The following is a 16,994-nucleotide window of genomic DNA, read 5'->3' on the forward strand; positions in this document are numbered from 1 at the left end:
CGTGAAAACGGAATGAAGGCCTAAAGAACGGCATTATCCCGCCAGTAATCCTTCATATGCCCCGGCGGCTAGTGTCCAGCCAGAGAAAATGGGGGCGCAACGGCGGGCGTTGGGGCCTGATAATGGCCGGATTAGGTTATTGCTGCTGGCGCCCGGCCCCCGCGGCGCACCCGAATTTTCGGTGCCGACGTAGGCTGTGGAGTTTTCGGCCGCATCTTTAACCCCTCACCTGCCTTCCGCCCTAGCTTTATCATGCCCACCTGGTCCCTCACTTCCCAGCAACTGGAGCTGCGCTACGTCTGGAAAATTTCGCGCAACGCCTCGTCCAGCAAAACCAACCTGCTGGTGCGGGTGGCGGGGGAGGGCTGCGCGGGCACCGGGGAGGCCGCCCCCAATGTGCGCTACGAGGAGTCGCCGGTGCTGCTTCAGCAGCAGTTCGAGGACTTGCAGGCCCAAGGCCTGGCCGGGGTGGACTCGCTGGCGGCGCTCGATGCCTTGCTCGCGGCCACGCCGGTGGCGCACGCGCTGGGCTTTGCCTTGGAGGCGGCGCTGGTGCAATGGCTGGCCGCGCGCGCCGGCCAGCCGGTGTGGCAGTGGCTGGGCGTGCCGGCCCCGGCCGCGGCCGTGCCCACGGCATTTTCGCTTCCTATTATGGAAACCGGCGCCATTGCGGATTTTCTGCGGACGCAGGACGCCGGCCGGTTCCAGCTCCTCAAAATCAAAGTCAACCAGCTCGAAAGCTTGGACCTGCTGCGCGAAGTGGCGCGCCTGCTGCCCGGGCACGCCCTGCTGGTGGACGGCAACGAAACCTGGCCCGACGCCGACAGCGTGCTGCGCTTTCTGGAGCAGGCCGCCCGGCTGCCCGGCCTGCACCTGCGGTTTCTGGAGCAGCCACTGCCCGCCGCGCTGGCCGACGAGTACCGCTACCTGCGCCCGCGCAGCCCGCTGCCGCTGCTGGCCGACGAATCGGTGACGGACACGGCCGACTTTGCCGACATCGCCACCCAGTTTCACGGCGTGAACGTGAAGCTGATGAAGGCGGGCGGCTACCGGCGGGGCATTGCGCAGCTGCGCAGTGCCCGGCAGCACGGCCTGGTGCCCATGCTGGGCTGCATGGTGGAAACCAGCGTGGGCATTGCCGCCGCCATGCACATCAGCAGGCTGGCTGATGTGCACGACCTCGACGGATTTTTGATAGTGAAAGACGAGCCGTTTGGGCTGGTGGAGGAGCGCGCCGGGCTACTGACGCTGCGGGAATAGCGCACTCGCCCGCGCTACTGGGGCGTAGTGGTGAGCTGGGTTTCGAGCTGGGCGAGTTGGTCGTCTATTTCTTTGGTGTTGGGCAAGTCCGTACGGCCTTGGCTGAGCAGGTTGACTTTTTGGGTGAGGAGCTCCACTTTTTTGGTGAGCAGGGACGCGCGCACGGCCGGGTCGGCGTAGCCGGGGCCGCGCTGCACGTAGGTGCTGTACTTGCCGCTGGGGCCGTTGGGGGCTTGGCCCCGGGCCGCGGCGGCGCTGCCGGGCGTGGCAAACACCACGCCGCCATCGGCGCGCACATAGTCGCCCTCGCGCAGCGTCAGCTTCTTGCCCTGCGGATTAAACTTGTCGGCGGGCATCTCCACGATGCCGTTTTTGTAGTTGATTTTAACGCCGCTGCTTAGCTTGACGTTCTGAGTGAGGGGCGTGAGCTGGCTGCCTTCGCGGCGCATCACCTCGCCGTCTTTGAATACGAATTGGGTGCGGGCCGTGGTCTGCACGGGGAAGCCGCCCGCTTGGGCAGCCGCGAAGCGAGGTGCTGTGGCCAGGCAAGCCACTGCCAGCGTTATCAGGAGGATACGATACATAAGAAATGGAAATGGAGGTGAATAGGTCTCAATACGTGAAGTGCCAGGTTTGGGTGATTTGCGTTTCATTCAGGAAATAATAATTTCAAATAAATCAGGAGCAATGTTGCAACATTAAATGTATGTACATAAATTTGCAGCTGGTTCTACTTCCCTACTATGCGCATCGAAGACGAAATCAAACAGCCCATTTTCCGCGACGAGCACCAGAAGGGCCACATCAACCTGGTGTATACGGCCGGCTGGCTGCAGCTGCGCCAGGCCACGGCTTTTAAGCCGTACGGCCTCACGCTGCCGCAATTCAACATCCTGCGCATTTTGCGGGGGCAGCACCCGCTGCCCGCCACGGTGGCGCTGCTGATTGACCGCATGCTGGACAAGACCAGCAACGCCTCCCGCATTGTGGACCGCCTCGAAGAAAAGCAGCTGGTGACGCGCACCGTGTGCCCCGCCAACCGCCGGGCCGTCGACATCCGCATCACCGCCGCCGGGCTCGACCTGCTCAGCCGCATTGAGCAGGACGGCATCATCGACGTGAGCGGCCTGCGCCACCTGAGTGCCACCGAAGTGCAGCAGCTCAACGCCCTGCTGGATAAAATTCGAACCGAAGACTAACCCCACCAAGCCCGGGCGCCAGCGAAATTTCATTGTGGCACATTTTTTCGTTGACGCCCCGGCTCAAGCCTTTTCCTGATTTATTTCTCGTTTCTTAATTTTCTTTTTCAGATGAAAAAATTCCTGTTGCCCGCCTTGTTCGCCATCGCCGTGCTCGGCGCCGCTCCCGCTGCTTTGGCCCAAAAGATGAACAGCGCCAAAATGGCCACCAACGCTCCCGCCTACAAGCTGCAGACCCAACTGAGCACCCTGGGCTGGGAAGGCAAAGCCGTAACCCACGGCCACAACGGCACCATGCAGTTCACCACGGGCGAGCTGCTGGTGAAGGGCAACGCCATTGTGGGCGGCACCGTGACCGTGGACATGAAGACGCTGAAAGCCACCGACATCAAGGACGCCGAAACCCAGGGCAAATTTGTGGGTCACATGAGCAGCAACCAGTTCTTCGACGTTGCCGATAACCCGATTTCTACCTTTAAAATCGTGAGCGTAACGCCCCTGAAGGGGGCCGCCAAGGACGCCGACAACGCCACCATCGCCGGCGATATGACCATCAAAGGCGTGACGCAGCGCATCAGCTTCCCCGCCAAAGTGGGCGTGAAGGGTGGCGTGGCCGCCGCCACGGGCAAAGTGACCATCGACCGCACTAAGTTCGGTCTGACCACGATGTCGAAATCCCTGCCCGACACCATTGCCGACAAGGCCATCTACGACGATTTTGACTTGACTTTCAACATCATCGCCAAAAACTAAGCGTTGGATTGAACAGCGTAAGTTGCATTACAAAAGAGACCCTGCCGGTACCGGCAGGGTCTCTTTTGTAATGCAGCAGGCTGGCAATTAGCTAGGAATTGCAAACTCCCGGGGCAGCTCAAATTTGAGGTGGCGGCTTTTGCTGCGGTTGTGGAGCTGGCCCAATACGTCATCAATGTCCGATTTGTATTCCAGCCATAAATCTTCGTGCAAGGCTTTGAGGACCAGTGAGGGTAGGCGGGCCGCCAGGCGGGCCGTGGCGTTGAAAAAACCATCGTACACGCTGTCAAACTGCCCGGAATAGTTGTCGGTGCATTGCCGCATGATGTAGAGGAGCAGGTCGATTTCAACCTGCTTGTTTTTGGTGATGCGCCGGGCCCGGGCGGCTTCCTGCACGCTGGCCCGCAGGGCTTTCACGAGGCTGCGGTTGAGCAGCCGGCCCGATACGGCCAGGTTAAACAGCTCGTGAATGCGGTCGGCGGCTTCCTCTTGAATCTGGGCTAGGGTGACGTCGGCCAGCAGCTCAAAGCGGAAGGTCTCATACAGTTCCGCGTCGCGGCGCACGGCCCGGAGGAGCAGGGCCTCCTTCTCGCTTTCGGGGAGGCGCTTGAGGGCTTTTTTAAAATCGGAGGAGGGAACGGGCACGTAGCGGGTGTAATCGAGCGGGAATAAATCAGCGTGAAAGCGGCGCCGGAATGGTCCCGAGGCCGCGCTGCCTACCAAGACGGACCGGGCCCGGCGCGGGTTGCGGCGGCAGGTGTCGCGCAAGGCCACAGGGCCACCGTTGCAGCCATGAACACGGTACAGCCTGGCCCAGCTAGGGCGGCCGGGTGGCGCGGGGCAGAAAGATGCCGTTCTATTTTAGAAACAGCCGCTTTCAACGAAACGAAACACCGCGGTTTTCAGTTATTATCCGCTACCCCACGCGGCCTTTCCTGCGTAATTTTGCTCTATGAACACCCGCCCGCAAATTGAGAGAGACGAGGACGTCCTGCTGCTTGAAGAAGAAGCCGAGCTGCGCAACCTGGTTGTGTACAACGATGAAGTCAACACCTTCGACCACGTCATCAAAACGCTCATTGACGTGTGCGGGCACCAGCCGGAGCAGGCCGAGCAGTGCACCCTGCTCATTCATTACAAGGGGAAATGCGCCGTTAAAATAGGCACCTACGAGGAGCTGGAGCCCCTTTGCACCGCCATTCATGACCGCGGCATTTCGGCCGAGGTGATTTAAATAAGCTGTTAGCTTTTAGCCAGTAGCTGGCAGCTTTTTGGGCAATTGGGCCGGGAAGCTGCTACGTGAAGCTAGTAGCTAACGGCTAAAAGCTAACAGCTGAATTAATGGAGTTTCCCTCTAAACTGATTGAAAACGCGGTAGGCGAGTTGGCCCGGCTGCCCGGCATAGGCCGCAAAACCGCGTTGCGCCTGGCGTTGCACCTGCTTAAAGCCGAAATGGACACCACCGCTTCGCTGGCCGAAGCCCTGGCCAAGATGCGCTTTGAAATCACGTATTGCCGCACCTGCCACAGCATTTCCGACGCCGAGGAATGCGGCATCTGCGCCAACAAGCTGCGCGACCATAGCCTCGTCTGCGTGGTGTCGGACGTACGCGACGTTATCGCCATTGAAAATACGGGCCAGTACAAAGGCGTTTACCATGTACTGGGCGGCGTTATTTCGCCCATTGAGGGCGTGGGTCCTTCCGATTTGCACATCGATTCGCTGGTGTCCCGCGCGGCCGAAGAGGAGTCGGAGGTGCGCGAGGTCATCCTCGCCATCAGCCCCACCATGGAGGGCGACACCACGGCGTTTTACCTCTCGCGCCGGTTGCGCGACCTGCCCCACGTGCACATCAGCACCATTGCCCGCGGCATTCCCATGGGCGGCGAGCTGGAATACGCCGACGAAATTACCCTGGGCCGTAGCATTGTGGACCGTCTGCGCCAGAAATGAGCCGTTGGCTTACTAGCCGATAGCCGTTAGCTTTGTTGTTCTCACCTCATTGGTGCAGGCACCGGCTGCAAAAAGCTACTAGCTAGCAGCCAATAGCTAACAGCTAAAAAGTGAAGCTCTCCGTCGTTATTGTCAATTACAACGTCTGCTATTTTCTGGAGCAGGCGCTGCTCTCGGTGCGGCGGGCGGTGGAGAAGCTAGGCCAGCCGGTGGAGGTTTTTGTGGTCGATAACAACTCCGTTGATGGCTCGGTGACGATGGTGAGGGCCCGGTTTCCGGAGGTGGTACTCATTACCAACCGCGACAACCCGGGCTTTTCCAAGGCCAACAACCAGGCCCTGCGGCGCGCTACCGGCGAGTACCAGCTGCTGCTGAATCCCGACACCGTAGTGGAGGAAGACACCTTCCGGGCGTGCTGCGACTTTATGGATGCGCACCCCGACTGCGGGGGGCTGGGCGTGAAAATGCTGGACGGCCAGGGCCGGTTTCTACCCGAGAGCAAGCGCGCGCTGCCCACGCCCGCGGTGGCGTTCTACAAGATGTTTGGCCTGGCCAAGCTTATGCCTAAGTCGCGCACGTTTGGACGCTACCACTTGGGCTTCCTCAGCCCTGAAGAAACCCACGAGGTGGAGGTGCTGAGCGGCGCATTTATGCTGCTGCGCAAAGCGGCCCTGGACCACATCGGGCTGCTCGACGAAGCGTATTTCATGTACGGCGAGGACATTGACCTCTCGTACCGCCTTACCCAGGGTGGCTGGAAAAACTACTACTTCCCCGGCACGCGCATCATTCACTACAAAGGCGAGAGCACGAAGCGCACCAGCGTCAACTTCGTGTTCGTGTTTTACCGGGCCATGGTCATCTTTGCCCGCAAGCACTTCGCGCCGGGTCGGGCCGGGTTGTTTTCGCTGCTGATAAATGCGGCCATCTGGCTGCGGGCCGGCGCGGCGCTGCTCGAGCGCCTGCTGCGGCGGGCGACCCCGCTGCTGCTCGACGCCGGCCTGATTTGGGTGGGCATGTACTTTTTGAAGTCTTATTGGGAAGACAACCACAAGTTTGTGCCCGGTAACTACCCGCCGCAGTACCTGACCGTGGCCGTGCCCGCTTACATCCTGGTTTGGCTGACTTCGGCCTACATCAGCGGCGCCTACGACCCGCCAGTGAAAACGTCGCGGGTGGTGCGCGGCATCTTCGTAGGTACGCTGCTGATTTCGGCCGCGTCTAACTTTCTGGACGCCTGGCGTTTTTCCAAGGCCCTGATTATTCTGGGCGGGGCCTGGGCGGTGGCGGCCGTGGTGGGGCGGCAGCTGGTGGCCCATTTTGCGAAGCACCGCAATCTGCGCCTGAGCGAGCGTCGGCCTAAAAACATTGCCATTGTGGGCTCCGGGCCCGAAAGCCGCCGCGTGCGTCACCTGCTGGAAGCGGCCGGCGTGCAGGCCCGCGTGATAGGCTACATCAGTGTGGCGCCCGTGGCCGTGCGCACCGAAACCCCGCTGGCCTCGCCGCTCCCCGAAGAGCCCCTGGGCGAGCTGCACCAGCTGGCCGACATTATCCGGCTATACGCACTGGATGAGCTCATTTTCTGTGGCAAAGACCTAGCGGCCAGCCAGATTATTGCCCTGATGCTCAGCCTGCCCAGCGAGCCGCCGGTGGCCTACAAAATTCTGCCCGAAGACAGCCAGTACATCATCGGCAGCAGCAGCAAAGACACGCCCGGCGACTACTACACCCTCGAAATTGCCCTCAACCTGTACAAGCCCCAGCAGGCGCGCGCCAAACGCCTGCTCGACCTGCTGAGCAGTGCCGGGCTGCTGCTGCTGGCGCCGGGTCTTGTCTGGTTTCAGGCGAGCAAAGGGCAGTATTTGCGCAACTGCCTGGCGGTGCTGCTGGGCACCCGCACCTGGGTGGGACTGCGCCACATGGCCCCCTCGGCCCGGGCGGTGCCGGCGGTGCTCTCGCCGGCCGATGCCGCGGTGTCGAGCACTCCGCTCAACGAAGTGACCAAGCGGCGGCTGGAGCTGCTGTATGCCAAGGACTACGAGCCCGGCATGGACCTGAGCGTGCTATGGCGGTGCTGGCGGCGGCTGGGGTAGGGAAGGAGGCAGGCGGGGCCGCGCCACCGGTGCCCGGCGCGTAGCTTTGCGGTCGAATTCTCCACTTCGCCTAATTATGTCCAGCACTGCCACCTTCGCGCCCGATTCGCCGCTCTCCGACCGCATTCAGGCCATGAACGAGTCGGCCACCATTGCCATGGCCAAGAAAAGCCGGGAATTCCTCGCCAAGGGCTTCGACGTTATCAACCTCAGCTTTGGCGAGCCCGACTTCCAGACCCCGCAGTACATTAAGGACGCGGCCAAGAAGGCGCTGGACGACGGCTACACGTTCTACACGCCCGTGCCCGGCATTCCGGAGCTGCGCCAAGCCATCTGCGACAAATTCAAGCGCGACAACGACTTGGATTTTCTGCCCAACCAGATAGTGGTGAGCACCGGCGCTAAGCAGTCATTAGCCAATGCCGTGCTCAGCTTGGTGAACCCCGGCGACGAGGTAATCGTGTTTTCGCCCTACTGGGTGAGCTACGAGGAGATGGTGAAGCTGGCCGAAGGCACCGCCGTGCCCTTGTCGGGCACGCTGGAAAACGACTACAAGGTGACGGCCGCGCAGCTCGAGGCCGCCATCACGGAGCGCACCAAGCTCATCATGTATTCGTCGCCCTGCAACCCCACGGGGTCGGTGTTCAGCCGCGCCGAGCTGGGGGCCATTGCCGAAGTGCTGGCGCGGCACCCGCAGGTGTACGCCTTGGCCGATGAGATTTACGAGTACATCAACTTCGTGGGCGAGCACGTGAGCCTGGCGCAATTCCCGGCGGTGACGGACCGGGTGATTACCGTGAACGGCTTTTCCAAAGGCTACGCCATGACCGGCTGGCGCCTGGGCTACCTGGCCGCGCGCCTTGATATCGCCGCCGCCTGCGAGAAAATGCAAAGCCAGGTGACGTCCGGCACGTGCTCCATCACTCAGCGCGCCGGGCTGGCGGCCCTGCAAGGGGGCCGGGCCTCGGCCGACGAAATGGTGGCCGCCTACCGCCGCCGCCGCGACCTTGTGTTGGATATTGTGCGCGACATTCCCGGCTTTAAAACGCCCACGCCCAGCGGCGCCTTCTACATTTTCCCGGAGGTATCGGCCTATTTCGGCCGCACGGCGCCCGATGGCAGTACCATCGACAATTCGATGGATCTGGCCATGTACCTCCTCAACGATGCGCTGGTAGCTGCCGTGTCGGGCGACGCCTTCGGGGCGCCGGAGTGCATCCGCTTCAGCACCGCTGCCGCCGATGACAAGCTCGTGGAAGCGTTTCGGCGGGTAAAGGAAAGCCTGGCCAAGCTGTAGGAACGTGCCTTGGCGCGTTCGGCGCCCTGCTCGGCTCTCTTGTGCCCATCCCACCATTGCCGTTCAACGATTGAACGCGCCAAGGCGCGTTCCTACCTTTGCAACATGCCCGTTGATTCCCTGACAACCCTTTTTGATAATTTCAACAACCTGCGCGTCCTCATTATTGGCGACGTAATGGTGGATGCTTATGTGTGGGGCCGCGCCACGCGGCTCTCGCCCGAGGCGCCCGTACCCGTGGTGCACGTGGCCCGCACCGAAAACCGTTTGGGCGGGGCCGCAAACGTGGCTCTCAACGTGCAGGCGCTGGGAGCCACGCCGCTGCTCTGCGCCGTGATTGGGGCCGATGCCGGCGGCGACCAGCTCCTGCAGTTGCTGCATGAACAGCAGCTGGCTTCGGAAGGAATCATCCGCAGCTCCCACCGGCCCACCACGGTGAAGCAGCGCATCCTGGCCCACGGCCAGCAACTGCTGCGCATTGACTCGGAAGTGGAAACCGACCTGAATGACGACGAGCGCACGCAGCTGCTGGCCGCCTACGACGACCTACTGGACCGCGCCGATGTGGTGGTGTTCGAGGATTACGACAAGGGCGTGCTCAACGAAGCCATTATCACGGAGTGCATTGCGCGGGCGCGGCAGCGCAACATTCCCACGGTAGTAGACCCCAAAAAGAAGAATTTTCTGGCCTACCGCCACTGCACGCTCTTCAAGCCCAACCTGAAAGAGCTACGCGAAGGCCTGAAGCTGGAGTTTGGCGAGCCCACCACCGACCGGTTCGGTTTTGAGGCCGCCGTGGCCCGGCTGCGCGAGGAGCTTACGCCCGAAACGGTGTTGGTCACGCTCTCAGAACACGGCGTTTTTGCCCAGCAGGAGGAACAGAAAACCTACCTGCCGGCGCATCTGCGCACCATTTCCGATGTGTCCGGCGCAGGGGACACCGTTATCAGCATTGCCGCGCTGTGCGTGGCCCTGGGGCAGCCGGCGGCGTTCACGGCCGCGCTGGCCAACCTGGGCGGCGGGCTGGTGTGCGAGCAGGTGGGCGTGGTGCCCGTGGAGAAACAGCGGCTGCTGAAAGAAGCGCAGGAAGCCGGGTTGCTGTAGCCTGGGTATCAGGCCTTCTTCAAAAACTCGGTTTTGAGCACCATGGTGCTGCCGCCGGCCCGGCCCTCTATTTCGCCCGCGCTGTTGGTGAGGCGGATGTTTTTAACCACCGTGCCGCGCTTCAGGGTCAGGGAAGAACCTTTCACCTTGAGGTCTTTAATGAGGGTAACGGAGTCGCCTTCGGCAAGCAATGTGCCGTTGCTGTCTTTAACGTCCATGGAAAAGGGGAGAAGTGGCGCTGGGCTGATGCTACCGGCGAAACAGCCAGAGGTAGAGAAGAAAAAAGACGGGCGAAAGGCTGCCCAGCGAAATCAGCGCCACCATGAAGGTCTCCGTGCGCGTGCGCTCGGGCTTGCGCAGGAGCCACCGCCACATAAAAACCATCAGCACGAAGAGCGCGGCCAGCGTGAAATAAAAGGTGGAGCCGAATGCAGGCATTATCAGTTTCGAAATAGTGAGCAGCGGAAAGTCCTTGCGTTCGACTGTTTGTTACCCGCGCCAGGCCTTCACCGTGTCCACGAATACGCGCACGTTGTTCGGGTCGGTGTCGGGGTACACGCCGTGGCCGAGGTTGGCGATGTGCGGGCCGCCGGCAAACTTGCGGAGCATGGTCTCGGTAGCCTCTTTCACCTGTTCGGGCGTGCCGTAGAGGGCGCAGGGGTCGAGGTTGCCTTGCAGGGTCTTGTTGCCGGCTTGCAGGCGCACCTGGGCGGGGTCCTGGTTCCAGTCGAGGCCTATGGTGCGGCAGGACGTGGCGGCAAAATCCTCCACGGCCCACCAGGCGCCTTTGGCAAATACCGTGACGGGCACCAGCGGCGACAACGCCTCGGTGATTTCGGCGATGTAGCGGCTGGAAAATTCGCGGTAGTGGTCGGGCGGCAGGGTGCCAGCCCAGGAGTCGAATATCTGCACCACCTGAGCACCGGCGGCTACCTGCGCCTGTAGGTAGGCAATGGTGGTGGCCGTGATTTTGGCCAGCAGGCGGTGGGCCAGGGCGGGCTCGCGGTAGAGCATGCCGCGGGCTTTGCTGAAGGTTTTGGAGCCCGAGCCTTCTACCATGTAAGCCAGCAGCGTCCAAGGAGCGCCGGCGAAGCCGATGAGCGGCACGCGGCCATTGAGGGCTTTTTTGGTGATGCGCAGGGCTTCCAGCACGTAGCCGAGGCCTTCTTCAGGATCGGGCACGCGGAGCTTGTCCACGTCGGCCGCCGACTTGATGACTTCGGGGAACAGCGGGCCGCGGGCTTCCACCATTTCGTAGCGCAGGCCCATGGCATCTGGCACCACCAGAATGTCGGAAAAGATGATGGCGGCGTCCACGTCCAGCGCGTCGATGGGCTGGATGGTGACTTCGGCGGCTAGCTCGGGCGTTTCCACCAGCTCTTTGAAGCCGGAGAGACGGCCGCGCAGGGCACGGTATTCGGGGAGGATGCGGCCAGCCTGGCGCATCAGCCACACGGGGGTGCGTTCGGTGGCTTCGCCGCGGGCGGCACGGAGGAAAAGGTCGTTTTTTAGCATATCGAAGGGCAAAGGTACGATGACCAGCCGCCGCGTGTTTACTCAGGCTCGAAGCAAAACGCCGCGTTGGCGCAGGCTGGCGTTTAAATAAGAATGTTGTGTCGGGCCAGGTAAAGCAGCCCGGCGGAGCGGAGTGGCTAATTGCCACTGCAGTAGCGTTGCCTCAACCCATTCGGTTTGCCCGCTGGTTTGGTCAGTGAAGCCCTACCGCGTGAGTCCCGGAAAGAGGGCCGCAATGGCCGACGCGAAGAAATTGACCCCAATGGCCAGCGTGATGAAGCCGATGATGCGCGCCATGGCCGCCATGCCCGGCTTGCCCAGTACTTTGGTGAGGCGCAGTGAAAACAGCAGGATGATGAACGCCGCCAGGGCCACCAGCGCAAAGCCGGCCACGGTCATGGCTTTGTCCACGTACGTTGGGCGGATGAGGCCGATGCAAATGGCCATGGAGCCCGGCCCCGACAGCATTGGCATGGCCAGCGGCGTGAAGCTGATGTCGTCCTTGTGCTTGCTTTCTTCGAGCGCGGCGGGGCCCACCCGGTCGCGGTTGGCACCCGGCGTGAGCAGCTCAAACGCCGAGCGCATGAGCAGAATGCCGCCCGCTATGCGCAGGTGCTGGATGTTGATGCCAAAAAAATTGAGGATGTACTGGCCGCCAAAAAAAGCGACACTGAGAATGGCCACCATGTAAATGCAGGCCCGCAGGGCCGTTTTGGCCCGGTCCGACGGCCGGTCATCGGCGGTGAGGGTAAGAAAAACCGGCATCGCCCCAAATGGATTGACGATGGAAAAGAGCGTGGTGAAGGTGGCGAGCAGAATTTCCATAGCCCGCAAAGGTAGGAGAAGCTTCGGGCTGAGTGGAAAAGTCTTATTTTGCCGCTTCATCGGCGAAATTTTGAGCTCGGCCGTATGAAACCCGCTTTCCTTACGCTTCCCCTCCATGCTTCCTGATTCTTCCACCGGTGGCCCTGCCTCCGGCTCCGACACCGACCGTCCCCTCACCGAAACCCCGATTGTGGGCATCATCATGGGGTCGAAATCAGACTTGAAAACCATGTCCGGCGCGGCCGACGTGCTTCGTCAATTCGGTATTCCCTACGAAATCACCCTCGTCTCGCCCCACCGCACGCCCCACCGCATGGTCGAATACGCCGAGTCGGCGCGCAAGCGCGGCCTGCGCGTGCTCATTGCCGGGGGGGGCGGGGCGGCCCACCTGCCCGGCATGGTGGCCGCCTTCACCACCATTCCCGTGATTGGGGTGCCCATTAACAGCACCATTTCCATTCAGGGGCTCGATTCCATTTTGAGCATGATTCAGATGCCGGCGGGCGTGCCCGTGGCCACCGTGGGCATCGACAGCGCCGCCAATGCCGCCGTGCTGGCCACCCAGATGCTGGCCATCCACAATGCCCGTCTGGCCGATGTCCTCGAAAAATACCGCACAACGTTAAAAGACCGGGTGATGCGCACCATTGAAGAGCTGCGCAAAGGCGGCTTTCAGGACGATGTGTAACCCCGTAATACCCATCAATGACTGATTTTTACACTTTGCTACTTACCGTGGCCCACTGGGTGCTGTGGGGAGTGGGAGGAGTGGCCTTGATGGCCACGCTGCTGCCCATTCTTCGCCAAACCGCGTGGTGGATTCGCGCCTGTGACTTTCCGCGCCTGCAAATTGTGGCCGGCCTGACCCTGAGCCTGCTCGCTGCCCTGGTACTGCCCACCGCCTCCAGCCTGGGCCACACTATTTTCGTGGTAGCCCTGGCCGTAGCCCTGATGTACCAGGCCAGCCGCATCTGGCCCTACACGCCCCTGCACAGCCTGCAGACGGCCGACGCTTCCCGCCCGGCCGATGACAACGACCACCACCTGAGCATCATCGTGGCCAATGTGTTGATGCACAACCGCGACGCGTCGCGCCTGCTGGGCCACATCAACAACCTGCGGCCCGACATTGTGCTGGCCGTCGAAACCGACGACTGGTGGCTGAGCCAGCTGGAGCGCATCGAAGAACAGTACCCGTACACCTGCCACGCGCCCCTGCCCAACACCTACGGGATGCTAGTGTTTTCGCGGTTGCCGTTGCTGGAGCCGCAGATACGGTACATTCTCGACTCCGATGTTCCTTCCTTTCATGGGTGCGCCGTGCTGCCCAACGGGGTTTCGGTCAACATGCATTTTCTGCACCCCAAGCCGCCGGCCCCGCAGGAGGCCAAGACCAGCGCCAAGCGCGATGCCGAGCTGCTGGTGGTGGGCAAAGCCATTAGGGGGCACGAAGGCCCCACCATTGTGGCCGGCGACCTGAACGACGTGGCGTGGTCGCACACTTCCGAGTTGTTCCGGCGCATTTCGCGCCTTCTGGACCCCCGCATTGGCCGGGGCCTGCTGCCCACGTTCCACGCCGACCACAAGCTGCTGCGCTGGCCCCTGGACCACGTATTTCACTCCTCCCACTTCCGCCTGCAGCGGTTGGAGCGGCTGGCGCACATCGGCTCCGACCACTTTCCCATCTACCTCCGCCTCAGCTACGAGCCGGGTGGCCGGCACGAACAGGAAAAAGAGCTGGAAGCCACCGACCACAGCGACCACGAGGAAGTGGAAGAAAAAATTGAGGAAGGCGTATCCGAAGCTGCCCAGCCCGATGAGGACTAGCCTCGGGCCGGGCAGCTCAACTCCACGCGCTAGCGCTTTTTGGTCACCAGCTCAATGGGCTGGAAATCGGCCTGCGGAGCTACCCGGCCCGAAATGCTCGCGTAAGTAGGACGAATGCGCATGGTGAGGCGGCGGCCGCTGCCCGTGAAATCGGCCAGGTTGGCGGCAAAAGCCGCGGGCGTGCTGCCGCTGAGCAGGGCAGCGGGCACGTTGAAGTCCACGGCCACAGGCAGGGTGATGATGGCGCTGGGCTCCAGCTCCTCGTTGAGCCCGGTAACGCCTTTGGTCAGCTCGCGGCCGTCCACCAGTATCTGGTAATCCAGCTGCTTGAGCTGCAAATTGACCGCGCTGGGGTTGCGGGCGTAAATGCGCATGCGCAGCTTAAGCGGCAGGTTGTTGGACTGTAGCGCCGTTTGCAGCTTGGTTTGCTGGGCCGAAGTGAGGTCGGTGGCCTGGCGCACAAACAGGATGTCCTGCCCACCCAGGCGGGCTTCATCCATAAAATTGAGGCGGAACTGCATCCGGTCAAAAGCCTGGTTTTCCAGGGCCTGAGCCGAAAGGTTGCTTTTCTTGGCGTTGGGCGACTCTTTTACTTGGTCGCTCACGCTGCACTGCGTGGTAGTCACCAGAAGGACGCCTAATGCTGCTGCACGGACGGAATATAAGTAAGAAGTGAATTTCATAAGGTAGTTGAATCGGTAACGGTATTTAAGTTTTTTAAAGCACATGGGCGCCAATAGAACGCATACGCGAAAGAGCTAGTGTGGGGCTAAAATTACGGCTTAGCGCGGGCATTGCCGGTACGCATCTCGCGGCAGAAGAACGGAATCCTGCCCGGAGTGGCTGCGCAGCTGGCCCGCTGGCCAGTCAATGGTTCAACGGTAATTGGGTTGTTTGTTGCATGTTACTGGTTTTCAGACAAGGGGTTATCGGTATTCCAACAACTGCCAATAACTAGCCAACAGTTATAAAAAGTCCCAACAAAAAAAGGCCGGAAGCTTACGCCTCCGGCCTTTCTACTGCAATGGGCGCCTACTTAGCGTCTTTGCCGTCTACTTCTTCATAGTCCACATCGGTCACATGGTCGCCGGCCGCTTGGCCGTTGCCGTCCTGCGGCTGGCCGTCGGCGCCGGGGAAACCACCGGCACCGGGCTGGCCGCCTTCGGCCCCGCCGGCGGCGTACATCTCCTGCGAAGCTGCCTGCCAAGCCGTGTTGATGGCCTCCATGGCGGTGTCTATGCGGGAAATGTCCTTGCTTTCGTGCGCGGCTTTGAGGTCGGCCAAGCGCCTTCGATGGCGGTTTTGTTGCCACCGCTCAGCTTCTCACCGTACTCTTTCAGCTGCTTCTCGGTCTGGAAAATCATCGAGTCGGCGGCGTTCACCTTGCCGATGCGCTCGGTCTCGGCTTTGTCCGATTCGGCGTTGGCGGCGGCTTCGTCGCGCATGCGCTTGATGTCGTCATCGGTCAGGCCGCTGCTGGCTTCGATGCGGATTTTCTGCTCTTTGCCGGTGCCTTTGTCCTTGGCGGTCACGTTCAGGATGCCGTTGGCGTCGATGTCGAACGTTACCTCAATCTGGGGCACGCCACGGGGAGCGGGCGGGATGCTGTCGAGGTCAAACCGGCCGATTTGGCGGTTCTGGCTGGCCAGCGGCCTCTCGCCCTGGAACACCACAATCTGCACCGAAGGCTGGTTGTCAGAAGCTGTGGAGAAGGTTTCCGATTTCTTGGTCGGAATGGTCGTGTTCGACTCGATGAGCTTGGTCATCACGCCGCCCATTGTCTCAATACCCAGCGAGAGCGGGGTCACGTCAAGTAGGAGCACGTCCTTCACCTCACCGGTGAGCACACCGCCCTGGATGGCGGCACCAATGGCCACCACTTCGTCGGGGTTCACGCCTTTCGAAGGCTTTTTGCCGAAGAACTTCTCCACTTCCTCCTGAATGCGGGGAATGCGGGTGGAACCACCCACGAGGATAACCTCGTCGATGTCGGAAGTGGAGAGGCCAGCGTCCTGCAGGGCCTTTTTCACCGGGTCCATCGAGCGGCGCACGAGGCTATCGGCGAGCTGCTCGAACTTAGCGCGGCTCAGCTTCACCACCAGGTGCTTGGGGCCCGAGGCCGTAGCGGTGATGTAGGGCAGGTTGATTTCGGTTTCGGTCGAGCTGGAGAGCTCCACTTTGGCTTTCTCGGCGGCTTCCTTGAGGCGCTGGAGGGCCATGGGGTCGTTGCGCAAGTCGAGGCCTTCGTTGTCCGACTTAAACTGGTCGGCGAGGAAGTCGATGATAACTTGGTCGAAGTCGTCGCCGCCCAGGTGGGTATCGCCGTTGGTGCTCAGCACTTCGAACACGCCATCGCCCAACTCCAGAATGGAGATGTCGAACGTGCCACCGCCGAGGTCATACACGGCAATTTTCTGGTCCTTGTGCTTTTTGTCGAGGCCATACGCCAGGGCGGCGGCCGTGGGCTCGTTAATGATGCGCTTCACGTCGAGGCCGGCAATGGCACCGGCTTCTTTGGTGGCCTGGCGCTGGGCATCGTTGAAGTAAGCCGGCACCGTGATAACGGCTTCGGTCACGGTCGTGCCGAGGTAATCCTCCGCCGTCTGCTTCATTTTTTGAAGCACCATGGCCGAAATTTCCTGCGGGGTGTAGTTCCGGTCACCGATTTTCACGGCCACCGTGTTATTGGAGCCGGGCGTCAGCTCATAGGCTACGTACTTGCTTTCGGCGGTTACTTCCGAAAACTGGCGGCCCATGAAGCGCTTGATGCTGGCGATGGTGTTCTTTGGGTTGGTTACGGCCTGGCGCTTGGCCGGGTCGCCCACTTTGCGCTCGCCCTTGCCCCCGTCGAGGAAGGCGACGATGCTGGGGGTGGTGCGGCGGCCTTCGCTGTTGGGAATTACAACGGGTTCGTTGCCTTCCATCACGGCCACGCACGAGTTGGTGGTGCCGAGGTCAATGCCGATTATTTTGCCCATGTTGGGTGTGTGTTGGTTATTGGAGTGGAATTGTCAGGTCGAAGCAGGCTTTGCAGCCGCTACCCGACGATTACAAGCAACGTACCAGCGTGCTTTTGGTGACAGATTGTCACCGATTCGGGATGTGGTGGCGGTTTGTGCGACTGGGTGGCCTGATTTGTTGCGGGAGGCTGAAGTTTTCCTGACAGGG

Annotated in this window: 17 protein-coding genes and 1 pseudogene; 10 read left to right on the forward strand and 8 right to left on the reverse strand. The window is 61.3% G+C overall.

What is annotated here, in order from left to right; genetic code table 11:
- The first annotated feature begins 252 nt into the window (after positions 1 to 252).
- Positions 253 to 1,260 (forward strand): enolase C-terminal domain-like protein, encoded by a 1,008-nt coding sequence (locus BEN47_RS22570; RefSeq protein WP_070730653.1) that lies wholly within the window; start codon positions 253 to 255, stop codon positions 1,258 to 1,260.
- A gap of 14 nt (positions 1,261 to 1,274) precedes the next feature.
- Here BEN47_RS22570 and BEN47_RS18640 read toward each other — a convergent pair whose 3' ends face one another.
- A complete protein-coding gene (locus BEN47_RS18640) occupies positions 1,275 to 1,844 on the reverse strand; it encodes a DUF6799 domain-containing protein (protein ID WP_070730655.1) in 570 nt (189 codons plus the stop codon).
- Positions 1,845 to 2,003: 159 nt separating this feature from the next.
- On the opposite strand from BEN47_RS18640, the gene BEN47_RS18645 reads away from it, so the two are divergent.
- On the forward strand, positions 2,004 to 2,459 hold the full coding sequence (locus BEN47_RS18645) for a MarR family winged helix-turn-helix transcriptional regulator (RefSeq protein WP_070730657.1): 456 nt from the start codon (positions 2,004 to 2,006) through the stop codon (positions 2,457 to 2,459).
- A gap of 111 nt (positions 2,460 to 2,570) precedes the next feature.
- Entirely contained in the window at positions 2,571 to 3,212 is a 642-nt protein-coding gene (locus BEN47_RS18650) for a YceI family protein (RefSeq protein ID WP_070730658.1), read from the forward strand.
- An 87-nt stretch (positions 3,213 to 3,299) separates the two neighbouring features.
- Here the strand turns inward: BEN47_RS18650 and BEN47_RS18655 are convergent, their stop codons facing one another.
- Positions 3,300 to 3,986 carry a hypothetical protein gene (locus tag BEN47_RS18655; RefSeq protein WP_239691662.1) on the reverse strand — a complete coding sequence of 229 codons (687 nt, stop codon included), beginning with the start codon at positions 3,984 to 3,986 and terminating at the stop codon, positions 3,300 to 3,302.
- Between the two features lie 178 nt (positions 3,987 to 4,164).
- On the opposite strand from BEN47_RS18655, the gene BEN47_RS18660 reads away from it, so the two are divergent.
- The 5 genes from BEN47_RS18660 (at position 4,165) to BEN47_RS18680 (ending at position 9,659) form a co-directional block, all read left to right on the forward strand.
- On the forward strand, positions 4,165 to 4,446 hold the full coding sequence (locus BEN47_RS18660; protein WP_070730661.1) for an ATP-dependent Clp protease adaptor ClpS: 282 nt from the start codon (positions 4,165 to 4,167) through the stop codon (positions 4,444 to 4,446).
- Between the two features lie 107 nt (positions 4,447 to 4,553).
- Positions 4,554 to 5,165, forward strand: a complete 612-nt coding sequence (gene recR / locus BEN47_RS18665; protein ID WP_070730663.1) for a recombination mediator RecR — start codon at positions 4,554 to 4,556, stop codon at positions 5,163 to 5,165.
- A gap of 110 nt (positions 5,166 to 5,275) precedes the next feature.
- The gene (locus tag BEN47_RS18670) at positions 5,276 to 7,258 is read left to right on the forward strand and encodes a glycosyltransferase family 2 protein (protein ID WP_070730665.1); all 1,983 of its coding nucleotides are present in this window, start codon (positions 5,276 to 5,278) and stop codon (positions 7,256 to 7,258) included.
- 76 nt (positions 7,259 to 7,334) lie between these two features.
- The gene (locus BEN47_RS18675; protein ID WP_070730667.1) at positions 7,335 to 8,555 is read left to right on the forward strand and encodes a pyridoxal phosphate-dependent aminotransferase; all 1,221 of its coding nucleotides are present in this window, start codon (positions 7,335 to 7,337) and stop codon (positions 8,553 to 8,555) included.
- Between the two features lie 105 nt (positions 8,556 to 8,660).
- The gene (locus BEN47_RS18680) at positions 8,661 to 9,659 is read left to right on the forward strand and encodes a bifunctional heptose 7-phosphate kinase/heptose 1-phosphate adenyltransferase (RefSeq protein WP_070730670.1); all 999 of its coding nucleotides are present in this window, start codon (positions 8,661 to 8,663) and stop codon (positions 9,657 to 9,659) included.
- Between the two features lie 8 nt (positions 9,660 to 9,667).
- Here the strand turns inward: BEN47_RS18680 and BEN47_RS18685 are convergent, their stop codons facing one another.
- From BEN47_RS18685 to BEN47_RS18700, 4 genes are all read right to left on the reverse strand, one after another.
- Complete coding sequence (locus BEN47_RS18685; RefSeq protein ID WP_070730672.1) at positions 9,668 to 9,877, reverse strand: zinc ribbon domain-containing protein YjdM; 210 nt, start codon at positions 9,875 to 9,877, stop codon at positions 9,668 to 9,670.
- Between the two features lie 31 nt (positions 9,878 to 9,908).
- Complete coding sequence (locus tag BEN47_RS18690) at positions 9,909 to 10,097, reverse strand: hypothetical protein (RefSeq protein ID WP_070730674.1); 189 nt, start codon at positions 10,095 to 10,097, stop codon at positions 9,909 to 9,911.
- A gap of 51 nt (positions 10,098 to 10,148) precedes the next feature.
- Positions 10,149 to 11,174 carry a uroporphyrinogen decarboxylase gene (gene hemE, locus BEN47_RS18695; RefSeq protein WP_070730676.1) on the reverse strand — a complete coding sequence of 342 codons (1,026 nt, stop codon included), beginning with the start codon at positions 11,172 to 11,174 and terminating at the stop codon, positions 10,149 to 10,151.
- Positions 11,175 to 11,378: 204 nt separating this feature from the next.
- Positions 11,379 to 11,999, reverse strand: a complete 621-nt coding sequence (locus BEN47_RS18700; RefSeq protein ID WP_070730678.1) for a MarC family protein — start codon at positions 11,997 to 11,999, stop codon at positions 11,379 to 11,381.
- Between the two features lie 202 nt (positions 12,000 to 12,201).
- On the opposite strand from BEN47_RS18700, the gene purE reads away from it, so the two are divergent.
- Together purE and BEN47_RS18710 are read left to right on the forward strand one after the other, a co-directional pair.
- Entirely contained in the window at positions 12,202 to 12,687 is a 486-nt protein-coding gene (gene purE, locus BEN47_RS18705) for a 5-(carboxyamino)imidazole ribonucleotide mutase (RefSeq protein WP_070730818.1), read from the forward strand.
- A 17-nt stretch (positions 12,688 to 12,704) separates the two neighbouring features.
- Positions 12,705 to 13,826, forward strand: coding sequence for an endonuclease/exonuclease/phosphatase family protein (locus BEN47_RS18710; RefSeq protein ID WP_083322587.1), 1,122 nt, complete (start codon positions 12,705 to 12,707; stop codon positions 13,824 to 13,826).
- Between the two features lie 29 nt (positions 13,827 to 13,855).
- Here BEN47_RS18710 and BEN47_RS18715 read toward each other — a convergent pair whose 3' ends face one another.
- Complete coding sequence (locus tag BEN47_RS18715; protein ID WP_125921809.1) at positions 13,856 to 14,509, reverse strand: LEA/WHy family protein; 654 nt, start codon at positions 14,507 to 14,509, stop codon at positions 13,856 to 13,858.
- Positions 14,510 to 14,858: 349 nt separating this feature from the next.
- Positions 14,859 to 16,804, reverse strand: a pseudogene (gene dnaK / locus BEN47_RS18720) (molecular chaperone DnaK).
- Positions 16,805 to 16,994 lie beyond the last annotated feature (190 nt).

Source organism: Hymenobacter lapidarius, from assembly GCF_001816145.1.
GTDB lineage: Bacteria > Bacteroidota > Bacteroidia > Cytophagales > Hymenobacteraceae > Hymenobacter > Hymenobacter lapidarius.

What these genes read in the sequence shown, in the direction of transcription:
- BEN47_RS18710 (WP_083322587.1), top strand. Translation starts at nt 12,705, where the DNA reads ATGACTGATTTTTACACTTTGCTACTTACCGTGGCCCACTGGGTGCTG.
- BEN47_RS18640 (WP_070730655.1), bottom strand. Translation starts at nt 1,844, where the DNA reads ATGTATCGTATCCTCCTGATAACGCTGGCAGTGGCTTGCCTGGCCACA.
- BEN47_RS18660 (WP_070730661.1), top strand. Translation starts at nt 4,165, where the DNA reads ATGAACACCCGCCCGCAAATTGAGAGAGACGAGGACGTCCTGCTGCTT.
- BEN47_RS18650 (WP_070730658.1), top strand. Translation starts at nt 2,571, where the DNA reads ATGAAAAAATTCCTGTTGCCCGCCTTGTTCGCCATCGCCGTGCTCGGC.
- hemE (WP_070730676.1), bottom strand. Translation starts at nt 11,174, where the DNA reads ATGCTAAAAAACGACCTTTTCCTCCGTGCCGCCCGCGGCGAAGCCACC.
- BEN47_RS18700 (WP_070730678.1), bottom strand. Translation starts at nt 11,999, where the DNA reads ATGGAAATTCTGCTCGCCACCTTCACCACGCTCTTTTCCATCGTCAAT.
- BEN47_RS18680 (WP_070730670.1), top strand. Translation starts at nt 8,661, where the DNA reads ATGCCCGTTGATTCCCTGACAACCCTTTTTGATAATTTCAACAACCTG.
- BEN47_RS18645 (WP_070730657.1), top strand. Translation starts at nt 2,004, where the DNA reads ATGCGCATCGAAGACGAAATCAAACAGCCCATTTTCCGCGACGAGCAC.
- BEN47_RS18685 (WP_070730672.1), bottom strand. Translation starts at nt 9,877, where the DNA reads ATGGACGTTAAAGACAGCAACGGCACATTGCTTGCCGAAGGCGACTCC.
- BEN47_RS18715 (WP_125921809.1), bottom strand. Translation starts at nt 14,509, where the DNA reads ATGAAATTCACTTCTTACTTATATTCCGTCCGTGCAGCAGCATTAGGC.
- BEN47_RS18675 (WP_070730667.1), top strand. Translation starts at nt 7,335, where the DNA reads ATGTCCAGCACTGCCACCTTCGCGCCCGATTCGCCGCTCTCCGACCGC.
- purE (WP_070730818.1), top strand. Translation starts at nt 12,202, where the DNA reads ATGGGGTCGAAATCAGACTTGAAAACCATGTCCGGCGCGGCCGACGTG.
- BEN47_RS22570 (WP_070730653.1), top strand. Translation starts at nt 253, where the DNA reads ATGCCCACCTGGTCCCTCACTTCCCAGCAACTGGAGCTGCGCTACGTC.
- BEN47_RS18690 (WP_070730674.1), bottom strand. Translation starts at nt 10,097, where the DNA reads ATGCCTGCATTCGGCTCCACCTTTTATTTCACGCTGGCCGCGCTCTTC.
- recR (WP_070730663.1), top strand. Translation starts at nt 4,554, where the DNA reads ATGGAGTTTCCCTCTAAACTGATTGAAAACGCGGTAGGCGAGTTGGCC.